Raw genomic sequence first — 16637 nt, 5'->3', positions numbered from 1 at the left:
AGCCGATCTTGTTTGTGATGCATTAACTATGGCTATTTGGCAGCGACAACCCAAAGCAGGTCTTATCGTTCACTCTGATCAAGGCGTTCAATATGCTAGCCACAAATACAGAAAGCTAATTAAATCGCATGGCTTTGTTGGTAGTATGAGTAAAAAAGGTTGCTGCTGGGATAATGCCGTTGCAGAAAGTTTCTTTGGCAGCTTGAAACAAGAACGAGTTCATTGGCGCAATTATCAAACACGCTATGCTGCTCAGCAAGATATATTGAATTACATAACAATGTGGTACAACAGTCGTCGCCTACATTCTTATCTGGATTACCAAAGTCCAAATAACTTTGAAGCGATGATAAACAATTTAGATATGGTTGCTTAACTGGGGTGACTGAATTTGGTTGACCAGGTCAGATTCCACTTAGGAGACTTTTGCCAAGTTGAACTACCCTATTCTTCAAAAACACCGATTCCACTTAGGAGACTTTTGCCAAGTTGAACTCCCCTATTCTTCAAAAACACCGACTCCACTTAGGGGAACTTTACTAAGGTGGACGACTCTATTTAGTATGCTATATAATTAGTGACCTAGATTGATACGTTTATAGCAAAGAAAATATTAAGTATCATCGCAGCTTAGAACATACTACTTGTGCTCTGGAAGCCTTTACAAGACTGCCATTTTAGTTTTAAAAAGATCTAACTAAATCCCTCCCCATTAGGGCACTCTTAACAGCAATCCTTAGATGATTAGGTGGGGTGGTTCGGCAAAAAACTGAGGTTTGTAAACGAGGTTTACACCTAATAAAAAACACATTGTAAGGTTTAAACTTCAGGGCTAACTATCCACTGTTCGAGTCCACCTAACAAGGCAGACCAAGTTAAAGTTAGTAATAACCGCGCTGTCAGACAGGCTCTGTGGTGCTTGTTAGTCGAGTAATAATCATGTGATGCCTCTATCAATATAAGATCGGTTGTTTGATAGATATACAGCGATCATTAATACGCTTCATGATGATCGTTTTAAGCTTATCATCAAGGGATGAATAAGCGATGACTTCAGTTGCTGCTTTTTGAAGATCATCGGTAAAGTTCATGATCACTTTTTCAGCTACTCGCTGTTTAATCCCTAACGCCCCTAATAACAAAATAAAATCATATTGCGTGTAATACCCATAAACGTCATGACTTGAGCTAAAGTCACCTTCCGTTTCAATCTCCAATAAAGATAATGATAAATACACCGTATCATACTCAGGATATGGCGCTACGCTGAGTACATCGTATAGGGGCGTGAATCCGTCCATGATATGCGTTTTGCTTGAGGGCTTGCGTTGCAGTGAAAAGTTTTTTAAATGCAAATCATTATTTCCCACAATATAAGAAAATAACACAAGTTTTACGGCTTGAGCTGCAATGGCAGTAGCACCACCACACGCCTTTACCATGGTTTTTATACACGTTTCATAAGACAGCGCATCGCTACCCTTATTCAAGGGGTGAACATCACAAATACTAGCGCCATCTTCAATGAAGAAATTAATACCTGCTGTTGATGTTAAATCAAATCGTTTTGTCACATACGCCAACTCACCATCTTCAAAAGGCGCCACTGAGCACTTTGCGACCTTTATTTTTAACCGCTCAGCTATCTTCATGATGGCGTGTTCATTTTCTGCTAACTGAGGAAAATGTTTTGGTGTGGGTTTTACGATGTATTCGCCTTGGTTACTGGGCACTAAAACATTGTTTTCTAGGGTCATAAACATTTTACGTTGGACGCCTGAGATAGAGGTGCCAGTTGTATGGTCCACCACCATTTCATCAAACGAGTCCGAGGTTCCCTTTACTGAGACAGGCTCTGATTGTTGGTACATCCCTTTGAGGTGAGACGTAGAAAAACCATGATGCAGTTCTTTTTCTTTCGTATTCCGTAAATCGCCTTTACAAAACATGGTCATTCCTTAATTTTGTTTTTTAATACACTAATCGCACCAATTAACTCTTTTCCGTTCTCTAACAACAAACCGAAAGAGTCGGCTTTATCAAGCCGTGCTTTGTTGGCTTGGTGGGTACGTAACCAACCTTCAGAAATGAGATTAGCAAAAAAGGTGGGAAAAGTATCAAACTCAAACTTGTCAGGAGTTAATGCAAAACGGTACCCAATCGGAGTACCAAAATCTAAATAAACAGCATCATATTCAAACGTATAGCTTTGTTGTTTTAAGTCGCTAAATTCGGTAAGCACACCAGCAAAATGATTGTTGCAATAGACATAACCTATACGGTTAGGCGTAGGGGATCTAAACTGATCCATTGTGACGCCCTATTAAGATTTCTAAGCCAATCACCGATGCAATAGATGAAATGGTAGTCATCGTGGCTTTTTCTGGGTTTTTCAGTGCTGCTGTGAGCGTTGACGATGAAATATCAGCAAGGAGACAAATCTCGCCTTTAGTTGAAGGCGTTTTCTTACAAAAGTCATCAACACAGTCATTTAATTCAGTCAATTTGAATAAGTCTTTAGATGCAGCGGCTTCTTTTGATGCTTTCATAAGAAGAAGCTCTGCTTCCTTGACTGCTCTCAAGGCTTCATTTAGTTCACGTTTCATTATCAATTCCTAAATTTGTACGAATATTGCTATCTGAATAACAATAATCTTATTTATTTGGGAATACAAGCAATTAATCGTATATATTTGCGATTTATAAATATAAAAGATCAAAGATCAAAGATAAATGTGATTATGATATCAGCAACAAAACTTAATTGAACGGTGGCTATTTTGAAGTCATTTGAATACTTCCAAGTTCATCTTGGATTATTGCACTTTGACAGACACTTCATCTTTAGCTAGATTTTGCTGTCCGTTTTATAGAGAGCAGATCAGTGTCCTTGTTGATTTCTTGTATAGTCTCCTGAATAGTTCAGTCAAATCATAAGCTAATGGAGTATACTCCATAAATATATCTATGCGCCAAAATGAGGTAACTTAACCCAGTTTTACGATTAAAAATGAAATTTAACCTGTACTTTCGACACAAACATCCACATCAAAAATTTAATTAGTAATTAATTGATCCATATGATCAGCCCATTTTTGCAGCCATTCTTTACAATCTTCTTCATATTTATGTAAATCATATGTGCCTTCGATACCTGAACGAGCATGCCCCAGTACAGCCTCAGCAACCTCACTTCTACACTTTAATCGAGATAAACCTGTTCTGACTGTACGGCGAAGATCGTGAGGGACCCAATGCTCTATATCAAGCATTTTTTCATCCCTGCGCATTAGCCATGCTTGCTCAGTGATGGATTTTTGCTGAATAGGCAATTTGGTTTTAAACGAGGGAAAAAGATACTTACCTGTTTCTAAACGAAGTTGTCTCAAAAAATCAATCGCCTGTTTTGATAATTGAACATATCTTTCAACATCCGTTTTTGTCGCTTTGAGGTGCCATGTTGCCTTATTTAAATCAATGTCACTCCATTCTGCCTCACAGACCTCCCCTGTACGGCAACCTGTCCAAAGTGTAAACCTAAGAATTCTTTTTTGCGTTTGAGTAAAAGCAGAGCTAGGTAGCCAATTCAAAAATTTGGATAATTCATTGTCAGAAAAAACGCGAGTTGCTCTCTTTGAAGTCAGACGAACCTTTGCCTGACGAAGGCTATTTTTTGCTAACAATGCAGGGTTAGCAAATTCATCGGAAAATTTATCAAGTCCAATAGAATATTCATAAGCTGCTGTAAATTCTCTCAGAACGTTACCAGCTTGGACATTTGAGCCTCGTGCAACTATTCCCATGATCATATTAACGATATTTTTTCGAGTAACCTCCTCAGCATATCGACCACCCAACTCTTTTACTGCATCACAGTAAAGTGTTCTTCTAGTTTCATCTTGGCCTTTTTGCTTTCTCGCTCCTGCGATGATCTTACCGTCCACTCTACGATCTTCGATATACTGAGATAAGTAAAGTTCTATAACATCAGCAACTGTCATTCTTGATGACAGTTTTTCCTCAATTATAGCTTTATCTTTTTTAGCTTTTTTTTGTTCACTGGCGGGACAACGACCATCATTGCGAATTACTTTTAACTCTTGCAATTTCACTCTAGCCTCAGCTAGTGATATAGAAGGAAATCGACCAATTTTAATTTGACATAATTTATTAGTGATAGGGCTTTTATATCGATAACAAAATGTTTTAGTGCCTGCTTTAGCACAAGATACGCGTAAACCTTCATTTTCCTCTATATCCGACAGATCTTTATCTTCGTGCTTCATTGCTTTAATTGTCGCTGCGTTTAGAGGTTTTCGTTCTTTTAGCATTTAATTACGTCCTTATTCATGGCAGGTATAGCACTAACTTTTTAATATCAGTATGATTGCATTTATAACTTAGAATGTTAGTAAACTAGCAGATCTGGTGTAGGTTTTTTAATGGTCCAATTATACACTAAAAAAACCTACACCAAAACCTACACTTATTAGTGGGATTACATGGAATAAATTGAAATTTCAGTTTGTTTCACTAGATTACAACAAACACATAAATAGCCACTCATCTGGCCATACAGAACCAAAAAGTGTAATAAAAACATGAAAGATTTATCCTCACATACCCCTATGATGCGTCAATACCTTAAAATCAAGGCCGAATTCAAAAATATTTTAGTATTCTATCGTATGGGGGACTTTTACGAGTTGTTCTTTGATGATGCGAAAAAGGCTTCTGACTTATTGGATATTTCTTTAACCGCACGTGGGAAAACGGGTGGTAATGCCATTCCTATGGCTGGGGTTCCTTATCATGCCGTAGAAAACTATTTGGCTCGTTTAGTGCAAATGGGCGAATCGGTAGCTATTTGTGAGCAAATAGGCGATCCGGCAACCAGTAAAGGTCCGGTAGAAAGAAAAGTGGTGCGGGTAGTAACACCGGGTACTATTTCTGATGAGGCGCTGCTTGAAGATAAGCGCGACAGTTTATTGGTGTCCATTTTTGCCAATAAAGACAAATTTGGCATTGCTTACCTCGATATGAGTAGCGGCCGCTTTGTTATTTGCCAGCCGGAAAATGAAGAACAGCTGCAGGCGGAACTGCAACGTCTGGCTCCTGCGGAATTGTTATATGCCGAATCATTTGAACCTCTGGATATTATCGAAAACATTAATGGTAAACGCCGGCGTCCAGACTGGGAATTTGATCTCGACACCGCGCTTAAAGTGTTAAACCAGCAATTTGGCACCAAGCAATTGTCTGGTTTCGGCGTTGATAATTATCCTTATGGTTTGGCGGCTGCCGGTTGCTTAATGCAGTACGTTAATGATACGCAAAGAACGGCACTGCCACATATTCGTAGTATAAAAGCTGAAGTTTATGCGCAAGGTGTGATTTTAGATTCTGCGACCCGTAGAAACCTTGAGTTAACGCAAAATTTAGCTGGCGGTTTTGACAATACCTTAGCTGCGGTTCTCGATAAAACCGCATCGGCAATGGGTGCAAGGTTATTAAAACGTTGGCTGCACTTTCCATTACGCGATCTTACTGTGTTATCGAATCGACAAGATGCAATCAGCGCGATTATTAGCGAGGATGTGCAAGCGGATATTTTTGACTCGATCAAAGGCATTGGCGATATCGAAAGGATCATCGCCCGTATAGCGTTGCGCAGCGCTCGTCCGCGAGATTTTGCTCGCCTGCGCAATGCGTTAGGCTTGCTACCCGAGTTAAATGCGTTGACCGAATTATCTGATCAGCCGTTTATGCAGCAACTCAGTAACGATAGCAAGGCATTGCCTGAGCTGCAGCAACTGTTAACTCACGCCATTGTTGATAATCCGCCAGTACTGATCCGCGATGGTGGTGTGCTGGCACCAGGTTATAACGCAGAGCTCGATACACTGCGTGATCTGAGTCAGGGTGCCAGTAATTTTCTTGCCGAGCTGGAGCAGCGAGAGCGTGATAAAACCGGGATCAGTACATTAAAAGTTGGTTACAACAGAGTCCACGGCTTTTATATTGAGATCAGCCGCAGTCAATCAGGGGATGTTCCGGTTGAATACATTCGTCGGCAAACCCTAAAAAACAATGAGCGCTTTATTACCGAAGAGCTGAAATCGCATGAAGAAAAAGTGCTTACCGCGCAAAGCCGTTTCCTGGCGCTGGAAAAGCGCTTATATGATCAGTTGTTTGATCAATTTGCACCACATATTGAACAGTTACAACTTTGTTCAGATGCGGTAGCCACGTTAGATGTGCTCAACAATTTTGCCGAACGGGCACTGTCATTAAATTACCATAAACCGACACTTTCCACTTCGCCGGGCATTCATATCAATGCCGGACGCCACCCTGTGGTAGAGCAAGTTACAAAGGACGCATTTATTGCCAATCCGGTGGAGTTATCCAGCCAACGGAAAATGCTGATTATTACGGGTCCCAATATGGGTGGTAAATCGACTTACATGCGTCAAACGGCGTTAATTACCTTACTGGCTCACGTTGGCAGTTTTGTGCCGGCTGACAGAGCCGAAATAGGCCTGGTGGATCGCATCTTTACCCGCATTGGCGCTTCTGATGATTTGGCCAGCGGCCGTTCGACCTTTATGGTGGAAATGACCGAAACCGCCAATATACTGCATAATGCCAGTGAGCATTCATTAGTATTACTCGATGAAATTGGCCGCGGCACCAGTACTTATGACGGCTTATCACTGGCCTGGGCCTGTGCCGAATATTTAGCGATAAATAGTAAGGCATTTACCTTATTTGCCAGCCATTACTTTGAGCTCACCGAACTGGCAGAACAAATAGATAGTTTGGCGAATGTTCACCTAGATGCAATGGAGCATGATGATTCCATTATTTTTATGCATGCCGTGCAAGAAGGCGCCGCCAGTAAAAGTTTTGGTTTGCAAGTAGCGCAATTAGCTGGCGTTCCTAAGCCAGTAATTTTACGGGCAAAACAGCGATTAGCTGAACTTGAACGACAAGCTCCAGCAACAGTAATTAGCACCAGCGCAGCAGCAGAAATTCAGCAAGATATGTTTATTGAAGAGCACCAGGTGGTAAGTGAATTGAAAGCGATGAATATCGATGACATTACGCCAAGACAAGCGCTGGATTTACTGTTTGAATTAAAATCTAAAACTTAAATTCTCGATTATCCTGAGTTCATTGTAACGATATAGGTTAGGTGAAGCCGGGTTTTAATTAAGTCAAAATGCGAGAATGAATTGCCGCCAAGCCATTTTTTCGAAGTGACAAATAGAAAGACCAGCTAAATAGCTGGTCTTTTGGTTTATTGAAGTTCTAATTTTTACGATTGAAACAAGGCTTCAATGGAAAGGTTTTGCGCGGATAATATATCACGTAATCGTTTTAATGCTTCCACTTGAATTTGTCTTACGCGTTCACGAGTTAAACCAATCTCATGACCTACATCTTCCAGTGTCGCCGGCTCGTAGCCAAGTAAACCAAAGCGTCTTGCTAATACTTCACGTTGCTTAGAGTTTAACTCATTTAACCAGTGCACAATATTTTGCTTGATATCACCGTCTTGCAAGTTGGTTTCTGGGCCCTGCCCCTTCTCATCGGCAATAACATCCAATAACGCTTTGTCCGATTCACCACCAAACGGGGTATCCACAGAAGTAATACGTTCATTAAGTTTTAGCATTTTGCTGACATCAGATACTGGAACATCCAGTTTTTGCGCGATTTCTTCGGCAGTAGGCTCATGATCCAATTTTTGCACCAGCTCTCGAGCGGCACGTAAATATACGTTCAGTTCTTTAACTACATGAATGGGGAGTCGAATCGTACGAGTTTGATTCATGATTGCTCGTTCAATCGTTTGGCGGATCCACCAGGTGGCATAAGTAGAAAAGCGGAAGCCACGTTCTGGGTCAAATTTTTCTACGGCTCTAATTAAGCCTAAGTTGCCTTCTTCAATTAAATCTAATAATGGCAGTCCACGGTTATTGTACCTTCGGGCGATTTTGACAACAAGACGCAGATTACTCTCAATCATTCTTGCTCGTGATGCTTCACAGCCTTTTAACGCTTTACGCGAAAAAAACACTTCTTCTTCAGCACTCAGTAAGGGGGAAAAACCAATCTCGCTTAAATACATTTGTGTTGCATCTAAATTTGACGAGGTTTCCTCGATAGCTTTTTTTGTATCCTTTACATTGATGTCTTCACTGACAGCTACTTCTTTTACTTTATCCATCTATATCTCCCAATATTAACCGGAATTATTATTAAATTATCATTAACACTTTCTCTTATACTCTCTTCATAAATTTATTATATTTTCGGTAAATACCGTGTTGGATTTACCGATTTGCCCCTAAATCGTATTTCAAAGTGCAACATGGTTCTATCCGTACCGCTGTTGCCCATTTTTGCAATGACTTTACCCGCTTTTACTCTTTGTTGCTCTTTTACCAACAAAGATTCGTTATGAGCATAAGCACTTAGATAATCATCGTTGTGCTTTATTATTATTAGATTGCCATAACCGCGTAATGCATTGCCTGCGTATACTACAAGACCATCGGCAGCGGCTTTTATCGGTTTCCCTTTATTACCCGCAATGTCTATGCCCTTGTTGCCTTTTGCAGAGCTGGAAAACCTGGAAATAATTTTGCCATTTACCGGCCACATCCAGGATTTCACTTTCTGGGTCAGAGAAGGCACCTTTACATTGGTGAATTTTCCGCCACTTTTTTCACCATACGCCTGTGTTTTTTGATTTGCAACAACTTTTTTGACGTTTTTTTGCACAGGTTGTCTAGTTTTAACATTTATTTTTGAGCTTGCCTTGGCTGAAGCCAGAGTTTTACTACCTTTACCGGTTAACAATAAAATTTGCCCTGGGTATATTCGATAGGGAGCCGACAACTGGTTTAGACTGGCAATGGTGCGAACATCTTTGCCCGATCGCCAGGCAATAGAGTATAAAGTTTCTCCCGATTTCACTTTATACTGCTTCGACTTGATGGTGGCTTTATTAACCGGGGGACTGGCGGTTTTACCTGAAAGGCTAACCACGGGTGCCGGCCTAGTTCTGTCAGCGCAACTCAATAACATGCCCAAAGTGATCAGCACGATGAGCATTGAGACTGTCCGTTGACTCTGAAAGAAATAGTAGTTCATTGATATTTAAATGCTTTACCTGCTCAATTATCTAAATATAAAATACAAAGCGACAATAATAAAGACCACCGCCCAACCAATTAAATCTATGCTTTCGCGAATTTTTTTCTCCATTGGCTCGCCACCAGCTTTAATTAATCCGGCAACCAAAAAGAAGCGCATGCCGCGGCCAACCGCAGAAGCAATAAGAAATGGAATAAACAGCATCTGCAAAAAACCGGCGCTGAGCGTAAACACTTTATATGGAATAGGCGAAAACCCAGCGATAAACACCACCCAAACGCCATAATCTTTAAACCACGCCATCGCATGTTCAAATTTATCCATGTAATTAAAGTCAATTAAAAGTGGCTGAATAAGCGGTTCAAACATAAGATAACCTAATAAATAACCGACTACACCACCAATTACCGATGAAACCGTTGTAAGTAGTGCTAACCGCCAGGCTCTTTCCGGTTTTGATAACACCATAGGCGCCAATAACACATCGGGTGGGATAGGAAAAAATACCGACTCGGCAAACGTTAATAACGACAATACCGCAGGCGCTGCCTTGTGCTCAGCCCAACGCATGGTCCAAACGTATAATGGTGAAAATATTTTCATGATAGCTCGCCTGGCACTAATGGCACGAATTTTACCGCTTCAATTTGTTGCTGTTCAAAATCATCACCGTTACGGGTAATTAACTTTAACACTTGTGAGGTTTCGCCAACTGGGATTATCAACTTGCCGCCATCAACTAGCTGGTTCAGCAATTCTTGCGGTATTGAGCTGGCCGCAGCCGTGACAATGATTGCTTGATATGGGCCTTTGCTGGCCCAGCCTTTCCAGCCATCGCCATGTTTCATCGCGACGTTGTGCAAGTCCATTTTTTGTAAACGCCGTTTCGCTTGCCATTGCAAAGTCTTTATCCTTTCTACCGAAAATACCTTGCCAAATAACTGCGCCAAAATAGAGGTCTGATAGCCGGAGCCGGTGCCAATTTCAAGTACATTGTCATTCGCAGAACCCTTCAATATAAGCTCGGTCATCTTCGCCACTATGTAAGGTTGAGAAATGGTTTGTCCCTGGCCAATAGGCAAGGCCGTATTATCGTAAGCTTTATGGGCCAGTATTTCTGGCACAAAGATATGCCGGGGACTATTGGCAATGGCATGTAATACCTGGTTATTGCGGATCCCGGCGCTGTAAAGTTGTTGCGCTAAAATCTCACCACTGCGTAGCGACTTGCCACTAATTCTTGTTGTTACATTCATAAGTTAAGTTCACTCATCCAATCCGTCATTTGCTGCATACTTTTATACGCGGTCATATCAATCGTCAACGGCGTCACCGACGCATAACCATTGGCAATAGCATGAAAATCAGTACCTTCGCCACAATCGGCTTCATTACCCAATTTACCATACCAAAAAATATCCCGGCCCCAGGGATCCGTGCTTCTTTGCATCGTTTCGGCCTTATGGCGATTACCCAGTCTGGTCACTTTAATGCCTTTTAGTTGCTCAATAGCAATGTCCGGAACATTAATATTAATGATTTGATCGCTCGGCAGCGGGTGTTGCTTTAAGCGTTTAACAAATTTAGCGGCGACAATTGCAGCCGTTTGATAGTGTTGCTGATGCTTACCGACTAAGGAAACGGCAACGGCTGGTAAGCCCATATGTCGGCCCTCTGTGGCGGCAGCAACGGTGCCAGAGTACAACACATCATCACCTAAATTCGCGCCATTATTAATGCCTGCTACGACCAAATCCGGTTGACCATCAAATATTTGACTAATGCCGACATGCACAGAGTCTGTCGGGGTACCATTTACGGAAAAAAAACCGTTGTCTAAGGTTTCAATGCGCAATGGATTTAATAAAGTTAATGAGTTACTGGCGCCACTGCAATTTCTGTCAGGGGCAATCACTAAGGTTTCAGCAAATTTGGCCAATTCATCATTAAGCACTTTTATCCCAGGAGCATTTACGCCATCATCATTACTGACTAAAATTTTCATTTTTGCCTACCTACTCTTCGTTGCTCAAAGATTTATCGTTATATAACAACAGTTCTCTTAATATCGTTGTCGCAAAACACCCTGCCGGCAAAAAGAAAGACAAGGTCACCACATCGTTTTGCGATGCAATTTGTCCGGCTTCAATTTCCAGATTAATGCGACGTCGCTCTTGCTTTAAACCAAACTTGGCCAGGCCCTGGCAATAATCCCCTTGTTGATTTGCCAGGCTTTGCTCAAACGCCAAGGCCGCAGATGAAGTTGCCAGCTCACCGGCCCCCCACAGCGGCGCTGTGATGGCAATATCCTTTTCGGCCAAACGAGTTATAATGGCTTGATCGACCTCGGCTTGCGAAAAAATGGAGCGAGTTCCCGCTAACATATACACATCACCATTTACTGGTGAACTAAAACTCTCTTGTTGTATACGTTCACTGACAAACAGGTTAAATAAGTACGAACGTGCTGCCGATAAATAAAAGCCTCGTTTTTTCTTATCTTTAACCTTTTTGCCATTAAATAAGTCAGTTGCCGCGGTTAAATTGTTATTTTCATGGCCAAAGCGTTGTTCACCAAAGTAATTGGGCACACCGGTTTGTACTGCTTTTTGCCAACGGGCTTTTACATCGTCAACGTCATCCACATTGCGCAGAATTAATTCAAAGCGATTACCAACTAACGCACCGGTCTTCAATTTTTTATTGTGTCGTTGGTAAGATAAGACTTCGACCCCTTCAATCGATAAATCCGATAGATCGTATTGAGTTTTGCCGGGTAAATGTACGCCAAAATATTGTTCTGTAACGGCGTTTCTGTCTTTTAGGCCCGCATAAGAAACCAGCGCTTCTTTTACTTTAAAGTATTTAGCTAATTGTCTGGCAACAAATAAGGTATTTGCTCCCGTTTTGCGAATATGAATAATTAAGTGTTCACCTTCACCTGATGGCTGAAACGGTAATAATTCAAAGACTTTAAAATCACTGACAGAGCTGCGTAAATCTCCATGACTCTTGGGTTTGCCATGTAAATAAGCCAGTTCACTTACCACATTAGTCATGCGCGACTTCCCTTTTAGATTGTTGTGTTAACAGCGTTATGGCATGTACCGATATGCCTTCTTTGCGTCCTTCAAAGCCCAGTTTCTCTGTCGTCGTCGCTTTTACATTGACGTTATCGATGTCGGTTTGTAGATCAGCCGCCAAAATAGTACGCATGTTAAGCAAGTGTGGTGCTATTTTAGGCGCTTGTGCCACGATAGTGATATCGGCATTACCGATTTGATAACCGCGTTCCATCATTAACGCCACCACATGACGCAATAAGATTCGACTGGAAATGTTTTCATAATCGGCATCGGTATCGGGAAAATGATTACCAATATCGGCTAACGCTAATGCCCCTAGAATGGCATCACATAAGGCATGAATGGCTACATCACCATCAGAATGGGCAATAAAACCCTGGTCAAAATCTATGTTAACGCCAGCTAACACTATCGGACCTTTACCTCCAAATTTATGCACATCAAAACCATGACCTATACGCATGTTTCTTCCTTTTGTTGAGCCAGTATAAAAGCGGCGAGATTAAGATCTGATGGTCGGGTAATTTTTATATTGTCTTCACGGCCACTCACCACAAAACTGTTAATGCCGCAATGTTCCAGCGCCGATGCTTCATCGGTGATTGCCGCCTTGTCTTGCAAGCCCAGGGTTAATGCCTGGGTTAATTGAGTGAGTTTAAACATTTGTGGTGTTTGTGCATGCCAAAGGTTTTCTCGCTCTTCGGTATGGGATATCTGTTGATTACTATCACACCTTTTCATCGTATCTCTTACCGGCGTCGCTAAAATTGCGCCGGCACTGTTATTGTCAGTGCAATGGTTTTGACAAAACCCAATCAGCGCATCAATATCGGCATGGGTAACGCATGGCCTGGCCGCATCGTGCACCAATACCCACTTGCCGGAAGTATTGCTTTCTTTATTAGTACCAGCATTAGCGAGGGCTGTTAAGCCAGCCAATACCGAATCACTTCTTTCGCCACCACCAATAACCGTGCTAATTTGTGGATTACTGGCAACGGCTAAGCGGCTAAATGATTGATCGTGCTCTGCAAGAGCAACCACGATGTGGTTAATTTTAGGGTGCGATAACAAGCGCTCAAGCGTATGTTCAAGAATAGACTTGCCAGCAATTTTGAGGTATTGCTTGGCAATAGTTTCGCTCATGCGTTTACCGATACCGGCAGCAGGTACAACCACACTGTAGTGGTTGGAAACATTTGGGTTTACAAAGGATTGGTTATTCAATGTTAATTCTCTTGGGGAATTACTCGGAAAAAGGTTTCACCGTCTTTGATCATGCCAAGTTCATTACGGGCACGCTCTTCTACGGCTTGCAGGCCATTTTTGAGATCGTCGATATCGGCATAAATAAGTTTATTTCGTTGCTCGAGTTTGTTGTTTAGCTCAAGTTGTCTGGCAACGCTTTTTTTCAGTTCAAGATAATCGGGCACGCTGTTTTTGCCAAACCATAAACGGTATTGGAGCAATACTAAAAACAGTACCAGTAATGCTGTGATTAATCTCATATTGAGTGATCGTTATTATTATCATTTTGTCTAAGTTTAACATTATAAATACAGGAGATCTCAAGTCCACCAATATTATTGGTGGAGTCGTAAATATCGACAAAAGTAGGGAATATACCGTGCGACTTGCTGTTATTGACTATTGAACAATTGAGATTTGATCGATGCTGGCAATTTAAAGTTACGCCAGTTTATTTGACAAGAAAGTAATAATTCTCTTAACGACAAGGTGGAAGGCTGGGTCCGGTTATTGCCCTGCCATTGATGGCCACTGCAAGCGGCAGTAAGAACTTTTTTACTGGGTTTTAACAGGGTAAAGCTTGCATCCTTGTGCATCGGCAATTCAGTTAAGTAAAACCAGCCACAATAATTACTGCGAAAGCGCTGATTGTCCAAATCAATTCTATCGATACAATCGATCATGATGCGCGACGTTCCCCGCTCTTTGATCAGCACCGGCACCACCAAACCTAACTGCAGTTTGTTATTTTGATACCATTTTTGAATGTCGCTGGCACTTTGCTCTTTAAGCGGGATTTTTTTCGCCTGTTTTTCGCTCCAGCTGCCATTTTGCAAATCCAGTAATAATGGGCTATCTACCGCTAGCATCGAACCGGCCGTACGTTTGATATAATGAGGCAGGCTTTTTAACCGAGCTTGTACTTGCTCAGCCGAGTTAAACTTTGCATCTGCTAACAAGTTTATTTCACGCTCATACAAAGCACTACACAGCTCAGAAAACTGGGAAGATTGCGCCAATGCATCGGTTAATAAATCTGCCATCAAAAAACTGCTTAATACTGCTTAAAAAAACTTCTAAGAATGACTAAATGATATACCCGAAAGTATTGATAGTGCAAGATTTTGAGGGAATTAGCAGAATTTAAGCCATCCATGCTTCAGCAGGATAAGTACTTTCATATCGATAAAGTGCTTACTTTCGTTTTGAGCCATTTACAGTCATCCACATATTCAGAAAAGAAATACCATTGAAATATGCACATTAAGAGAAAATAAGCACCGTCATTCCGTGATGTTGTTGCACGGAACCTCCTTCAGTTTCAAGGTGGCTTTGTTAAAGGCTCTATTGGGGTTTAGGAGATCCCATCCAAAAGCATGATGGGACGACGGCGCTATTTTTCGAAGAAAGTGAATATCCGCTCCAAGCTAATACTCGAGTAATTACTCACGGATGTAAATCCTGATAATAAAAAAGCACTAGATTAGGTAAATAATCTAGTGCTTTTATTAGAACCACGTTAACTAATCGGCTTGCATCAGCAGCAAGCTTTTTAAGTATTCGCTACAATTGCGAGTTTATTGGCCTTTAATTTCACTACGACCATTATAGATCGCCGCATCACCTAAAAATTCTTCAATACGAAGTAATTGGTTATATTTAGATACACGGTCTGAACGACATAATGAACCCGTCTTGATTTGACCAGCAGCAGTACCAACGGCTAAATCAGCAATGGTTGCATCTTCCGTTTCACCACTACGGTGCGAAATAACGGCGGTGTAACCGGCATCTTTTGCCATCTTGATAGCGTTTAATGTTTCAGTTAACGTACCAATTTGGTTAAATTTGATCAAGATAGAGTTGGCAATACCATTATCAATACCGCGTTTAAGGATTTTAGTATTGGTAACGAATAAATCATCACCAACAATTTGTACTTTATCGCCAATTAAATCGGTTTGGTATTTGAAACCATCCCAATCTGATTCATCCAAACCATCTTCAATAGATACGATTGGGTATTGTTGACACAACTCGGCTAAGAAATCTGAGAACTGATTTGAAGTGAATTGCTTACCTTCACCTTTAAGGTCGTAGATATTTTTGTCAGCATCATAAAATTCAGAAGCGGCACAATCCATCGCTAAAGTGATATCTTTATCTAACTCATAACCGGAAGCGGCAATAGCTTCTTTGATAACCGCTAACGCATCGGCATTTGATGCTAAATCAGGGGCAAAACCACCTTCATCGCCAACAGCTGTATTTAAGCCTTTTGCCGATAATACTTTTTTCAACGCGTGGAATACTTCTGCGCCCATACGTAATGCTTCGCTAAAGTTTGCTGCGCCCACAGGCTGGATCATAAACTCTTGAATATCAACGTTGTTGTCGGCATGTTCACCACCATTGATGATGTTCATCATAGGTACTGGTAAGCTGTAAACACCAGGAGTGCCATTAAGATCAGCAATGTGTTGGTAAAGTTCAACACCTTTATCAACAGCGGCCGCCTTCGCAACAGCTAAAGAAACAGCCAAGATAGCGTTAGCACCAAAGGTCTCTTTGTTTTCAGTACCATCAAGTTCAATCATTATCTGATCGACTTCAGCTTGGTTTAACGCATTTTTACCTTTTAGGGCAGCGGCAATATCGTTGTTCACAGCAGCAACGGCTTTTAATACACCTTTACCTAAATAACGCGCTTTATCGCCATCGCGTAATTCAAGAGCTTCACGAGAACCGGTTGATGCGCCAGATGGAGCACAAGCGCGACCAAACGCACCAGATGCTAAACGCACATCAGCTTCTACTGTAGGGTTACCACGTGAGTCCATAACTTCACGAGCGATTACTTTAACTATTTCAGACATTGTGACCTCAAAATTACTTATGTTTAATGTTTGTAGTGTTGAATTTAACTTTTATTGTGCCGGAAATTAACCATAATGATGTTTCCAGCTTATTATTCGTACTTATATGTTTCATATTATTCGTCCATGGATAACACAGAAATTTATACATCCATGTATAATCACCCTCTAAAGGCTATCCCTGCCTGCCGGGTATAAATACATCCATGTATAATCACCCTCTAAAGGCTATCCCTGCCTGCCGGGTATAAATACATCC

17 protein-coding genes are annotated in these 16637 nt (G+C 41.3%); 2 read left to right on the top strand and 15 right to left on the bottom strand.

The genetic code is table 11. The features are described 5' to 3' along the window. A partial coding sequence (locus ND16A_RS09690) for an IS3 family transposase (protein ID WP_033077529.1) occupies window positions 1–376 on the top strand: 376 nt, incomplete at its 5' end. Between the two features lie 577 nt (window positions 377–953). Here the strand turns inward: ND16A_RS09690 and ND16A_RS09695 are convergent. The 4 genes from ND16A_RS09695 to ND16A_RS09710 all read right to left on the bottom strand — a co-directional run bounded on the left by ND16A_RS09695 (window position 954) and on the right by ND16A_RS09710 (window position 4331). After that, window positions 954–1949: a type II toxin-antitoxin system HipA family toxin gene (locus ND16A_RS09695; RefSeq protein WP_052073055.1), complete on the bottom strand. Its 996-nt coding sequence runs from the start codon at window positions 1947–1949 to the stop codon at window positions 954–956. Window positions 1950–1951: 2 nt separating this feature from the next. Continuing rightward, entirely contained in the window at window positions 1952–2311 is a 360-nt protein-coding gene (locus ND16A_RS09700) for a HipA N-terminal domain-containing protein (protein WP_033077519.1), read from the bottom strand. Next, window positions 2298–2606, bottom strand: coding sequence for a hypothetical protein (locus ND16A_RS09705; protein ID WP_033077518.1), 309 nt, complete (start codon window positions 2604–2606; stop codon window positions 2298–2300). Before ND16A_RS09705 ends, ND16A_RS09700 begins: the two co-directional genes overlap by 14 nt. 450 nt (window positions 2607–3056) lie before the next feature. Further along, window positions 3057–4331: a tyrosine-type recombinase/integrase gene (locus ND16A_RS09710; RefSeq protein WP_033077517.1), complete on the bottom strand. Its 1275-nt coding sequence runs from the start codon at window positions 4329–4331 to the stop codon at window positions 3057–3059. 270 nt (window positions 4332–4601) lie between these two features. On the opposite strand from ND16A_RS09710, the gene mutS reads away from it, so the two are divergent. After that, window positions 4602–7157 carry a DNA mismatch repair protein MutS gene (mutS, locus tag ND16A_RS09715; protein WP_033077516.1) on the top strand — a complete coding sequence of 852 codons (2556 nt, stop codon included), beginning with the start codon at window positions 4602–4604 and terminating at the stop codon, window positions 7155–7157. Between the two features lie 164 nt (window positions 7158–7321). On the opposite strand, the gene rpoS is transcribed toward mutS, so the two are convergent. From rpoS to eno, 11 genes are all read right to left on the bottom strand, one after another. Beyond that, window positions 7322–8236 (bottom strand): RNA polymerase sigma factor RpoS, encoded by a 915-nt coding sequence (rpoS, locus tag ND16A_RS09720; protein WP_033077515.1) that lies wholly within the window; start codon window positions 8234–8236, stop codon window positions 7322–7324. Between the two features lie 77 nt (window positions 8237–8313). Continuing rightward, on the bottom strand, window positions 8314–9126 hold the full coding sequence (locus ND16A_RS09725) for a peptidoglycan DD-metalloendopeptidase family protein (protein WP_033077514.1): 813 nt from the start codon (window positions 9124–9126) through the stop codon (window positions 8314–8316). Window positions 9127–9192: 66 nt separating this feature from the next. Continuing rightward, window positions 9193–9771 carry a YqaA family protein gene (locus ND16A_RS09730; RefSeq protein ID WP_033077513.1) on the bottom strand — a complete coding sequence of 193 codons (579 nt, stop codon included), beginning with the start codon at window positions 9769–9771 and terminating at the stop codon, window positions 9193–9195. Next, on the bottom strand, window positions 9768–10424 hold the full coding sequence (locus ND16A_RS09735; RefSeq protein WP_033077512.1) for a protein-L-isoaspartate(D-aspartate) O-methyltransferase: 657 nt from the start codon (window positions 10422–10424) through the stop codon (window positions 9768–9770). The genes ND16A_RS09730 and ND16A_RS09735 overlap by 4 nt, the downstream gene beginning before the upstream one ends. Further along, window positions 10421–11173 carry a 5'/3'-nucleotidase SurE gene (gene surE / locus ND16A_RS09740; RefSeq protein ID WP_033077511.1) on the bottom strand — a complete coding sequence of 251 codons (753 nt, stop codon included), beginning with the start codon at window positions 11171–11173 and terminating at the stop codon, window positions 10421–10423. The genes ND16A_RS09735 and surE overlap by 4 nt, the downstream gene beginning before the upstream one ends. Before the next feature lie 10 nt (window positions 11174–11183). Beyond that, window positions 11184–12227, bottom strand: coding sequence for a tRNA pseudouridine(13) synthase TruD (gene truD / locus ND16A_RS09745; RefSeq protein ID WP_235282097.1), 1044 nt, complete (start codon window positions 12225–12227; stop codon window positions 11184–11186). Continuing rightward, entirely contained in the window at window positions 12220–12717 is a 498-nt protein-coding gene (ispF, locus tag ND16A_RS09750; RefSeq protein ID WP_033077510.1) for a 2-C-methyl-D-erythritol 2,4-cyclodiphosphate synthase, read from the bottom strand. Before ispF ends, truD begins: the two co-directional genes overlap by 8 nt. Beyond that, window positions 12708–13481, bottom strand: a complete 774-nt coding sequence (ispD, locus tag ND16A_RS09755; protein WP_081945557.1) for a 2-C-methyl-D-erythritol 4-phosphate cytidylyltransferase — start codon at window positions 13479–13481, stop codon at window positions 12708–12710. The genes ispF and ispD overlap by 10 nt, the downstream gene beginning before the upstream one ends. 2 nt (window positions 13482–13483) lie before the next feature. Continuing rightward, window positions 13484–13762, bottom strand: a complete 279-nt coding sequence (ftsB, locus tag ND16A_RS09760; RefSeq protein ID WP_033077509.1) for a cell division protein FtsB — start codon at window positions 13760–13762, stop codon at window positions 13484–13486. Window positions 13763–13894: 132 nt separating this feature from the next. After that, window positions 13895–14545 (bottom strand): hypothetical protein, encoded by a 651-nt coding sequence (locus ND16A_RS09765; RefSeq protein WP_052073053.1) that lies wholly within the window; start codon window positions 14543–14545, stop codon window positions 13895–13897. 534 nt (window positions 14546–15079) lie between these two features. Next, the gene (gene eno / locus ND16A_RS09770; RefSeq protein WP_033077508.1) at window positions 15080–16378 is read right to left on the bottom strand and encodes a phosphopyruvate hydratase; all 1299 of its coding nucleotides are present in this window, start codon (window positions 16376–16378) and stop codon (window positions 15080–15082) included. Window positions 16379–16637 lie beyond the last annotated feature (259 nt).

Origin of the sequence: Thalassotalea sp. ND16A, from assembly GCF_000764205.1 — a bacterium.
Taxonomy (GTDB): Bacteria; Pseudomonadota; Gammaproteobacteria; order Enterobacterales; family Alteromonadaceae; genus Thalassotalea_A.
This window is presented reverse-complemented; position numbering and strand designations above follow the sequence as displayed.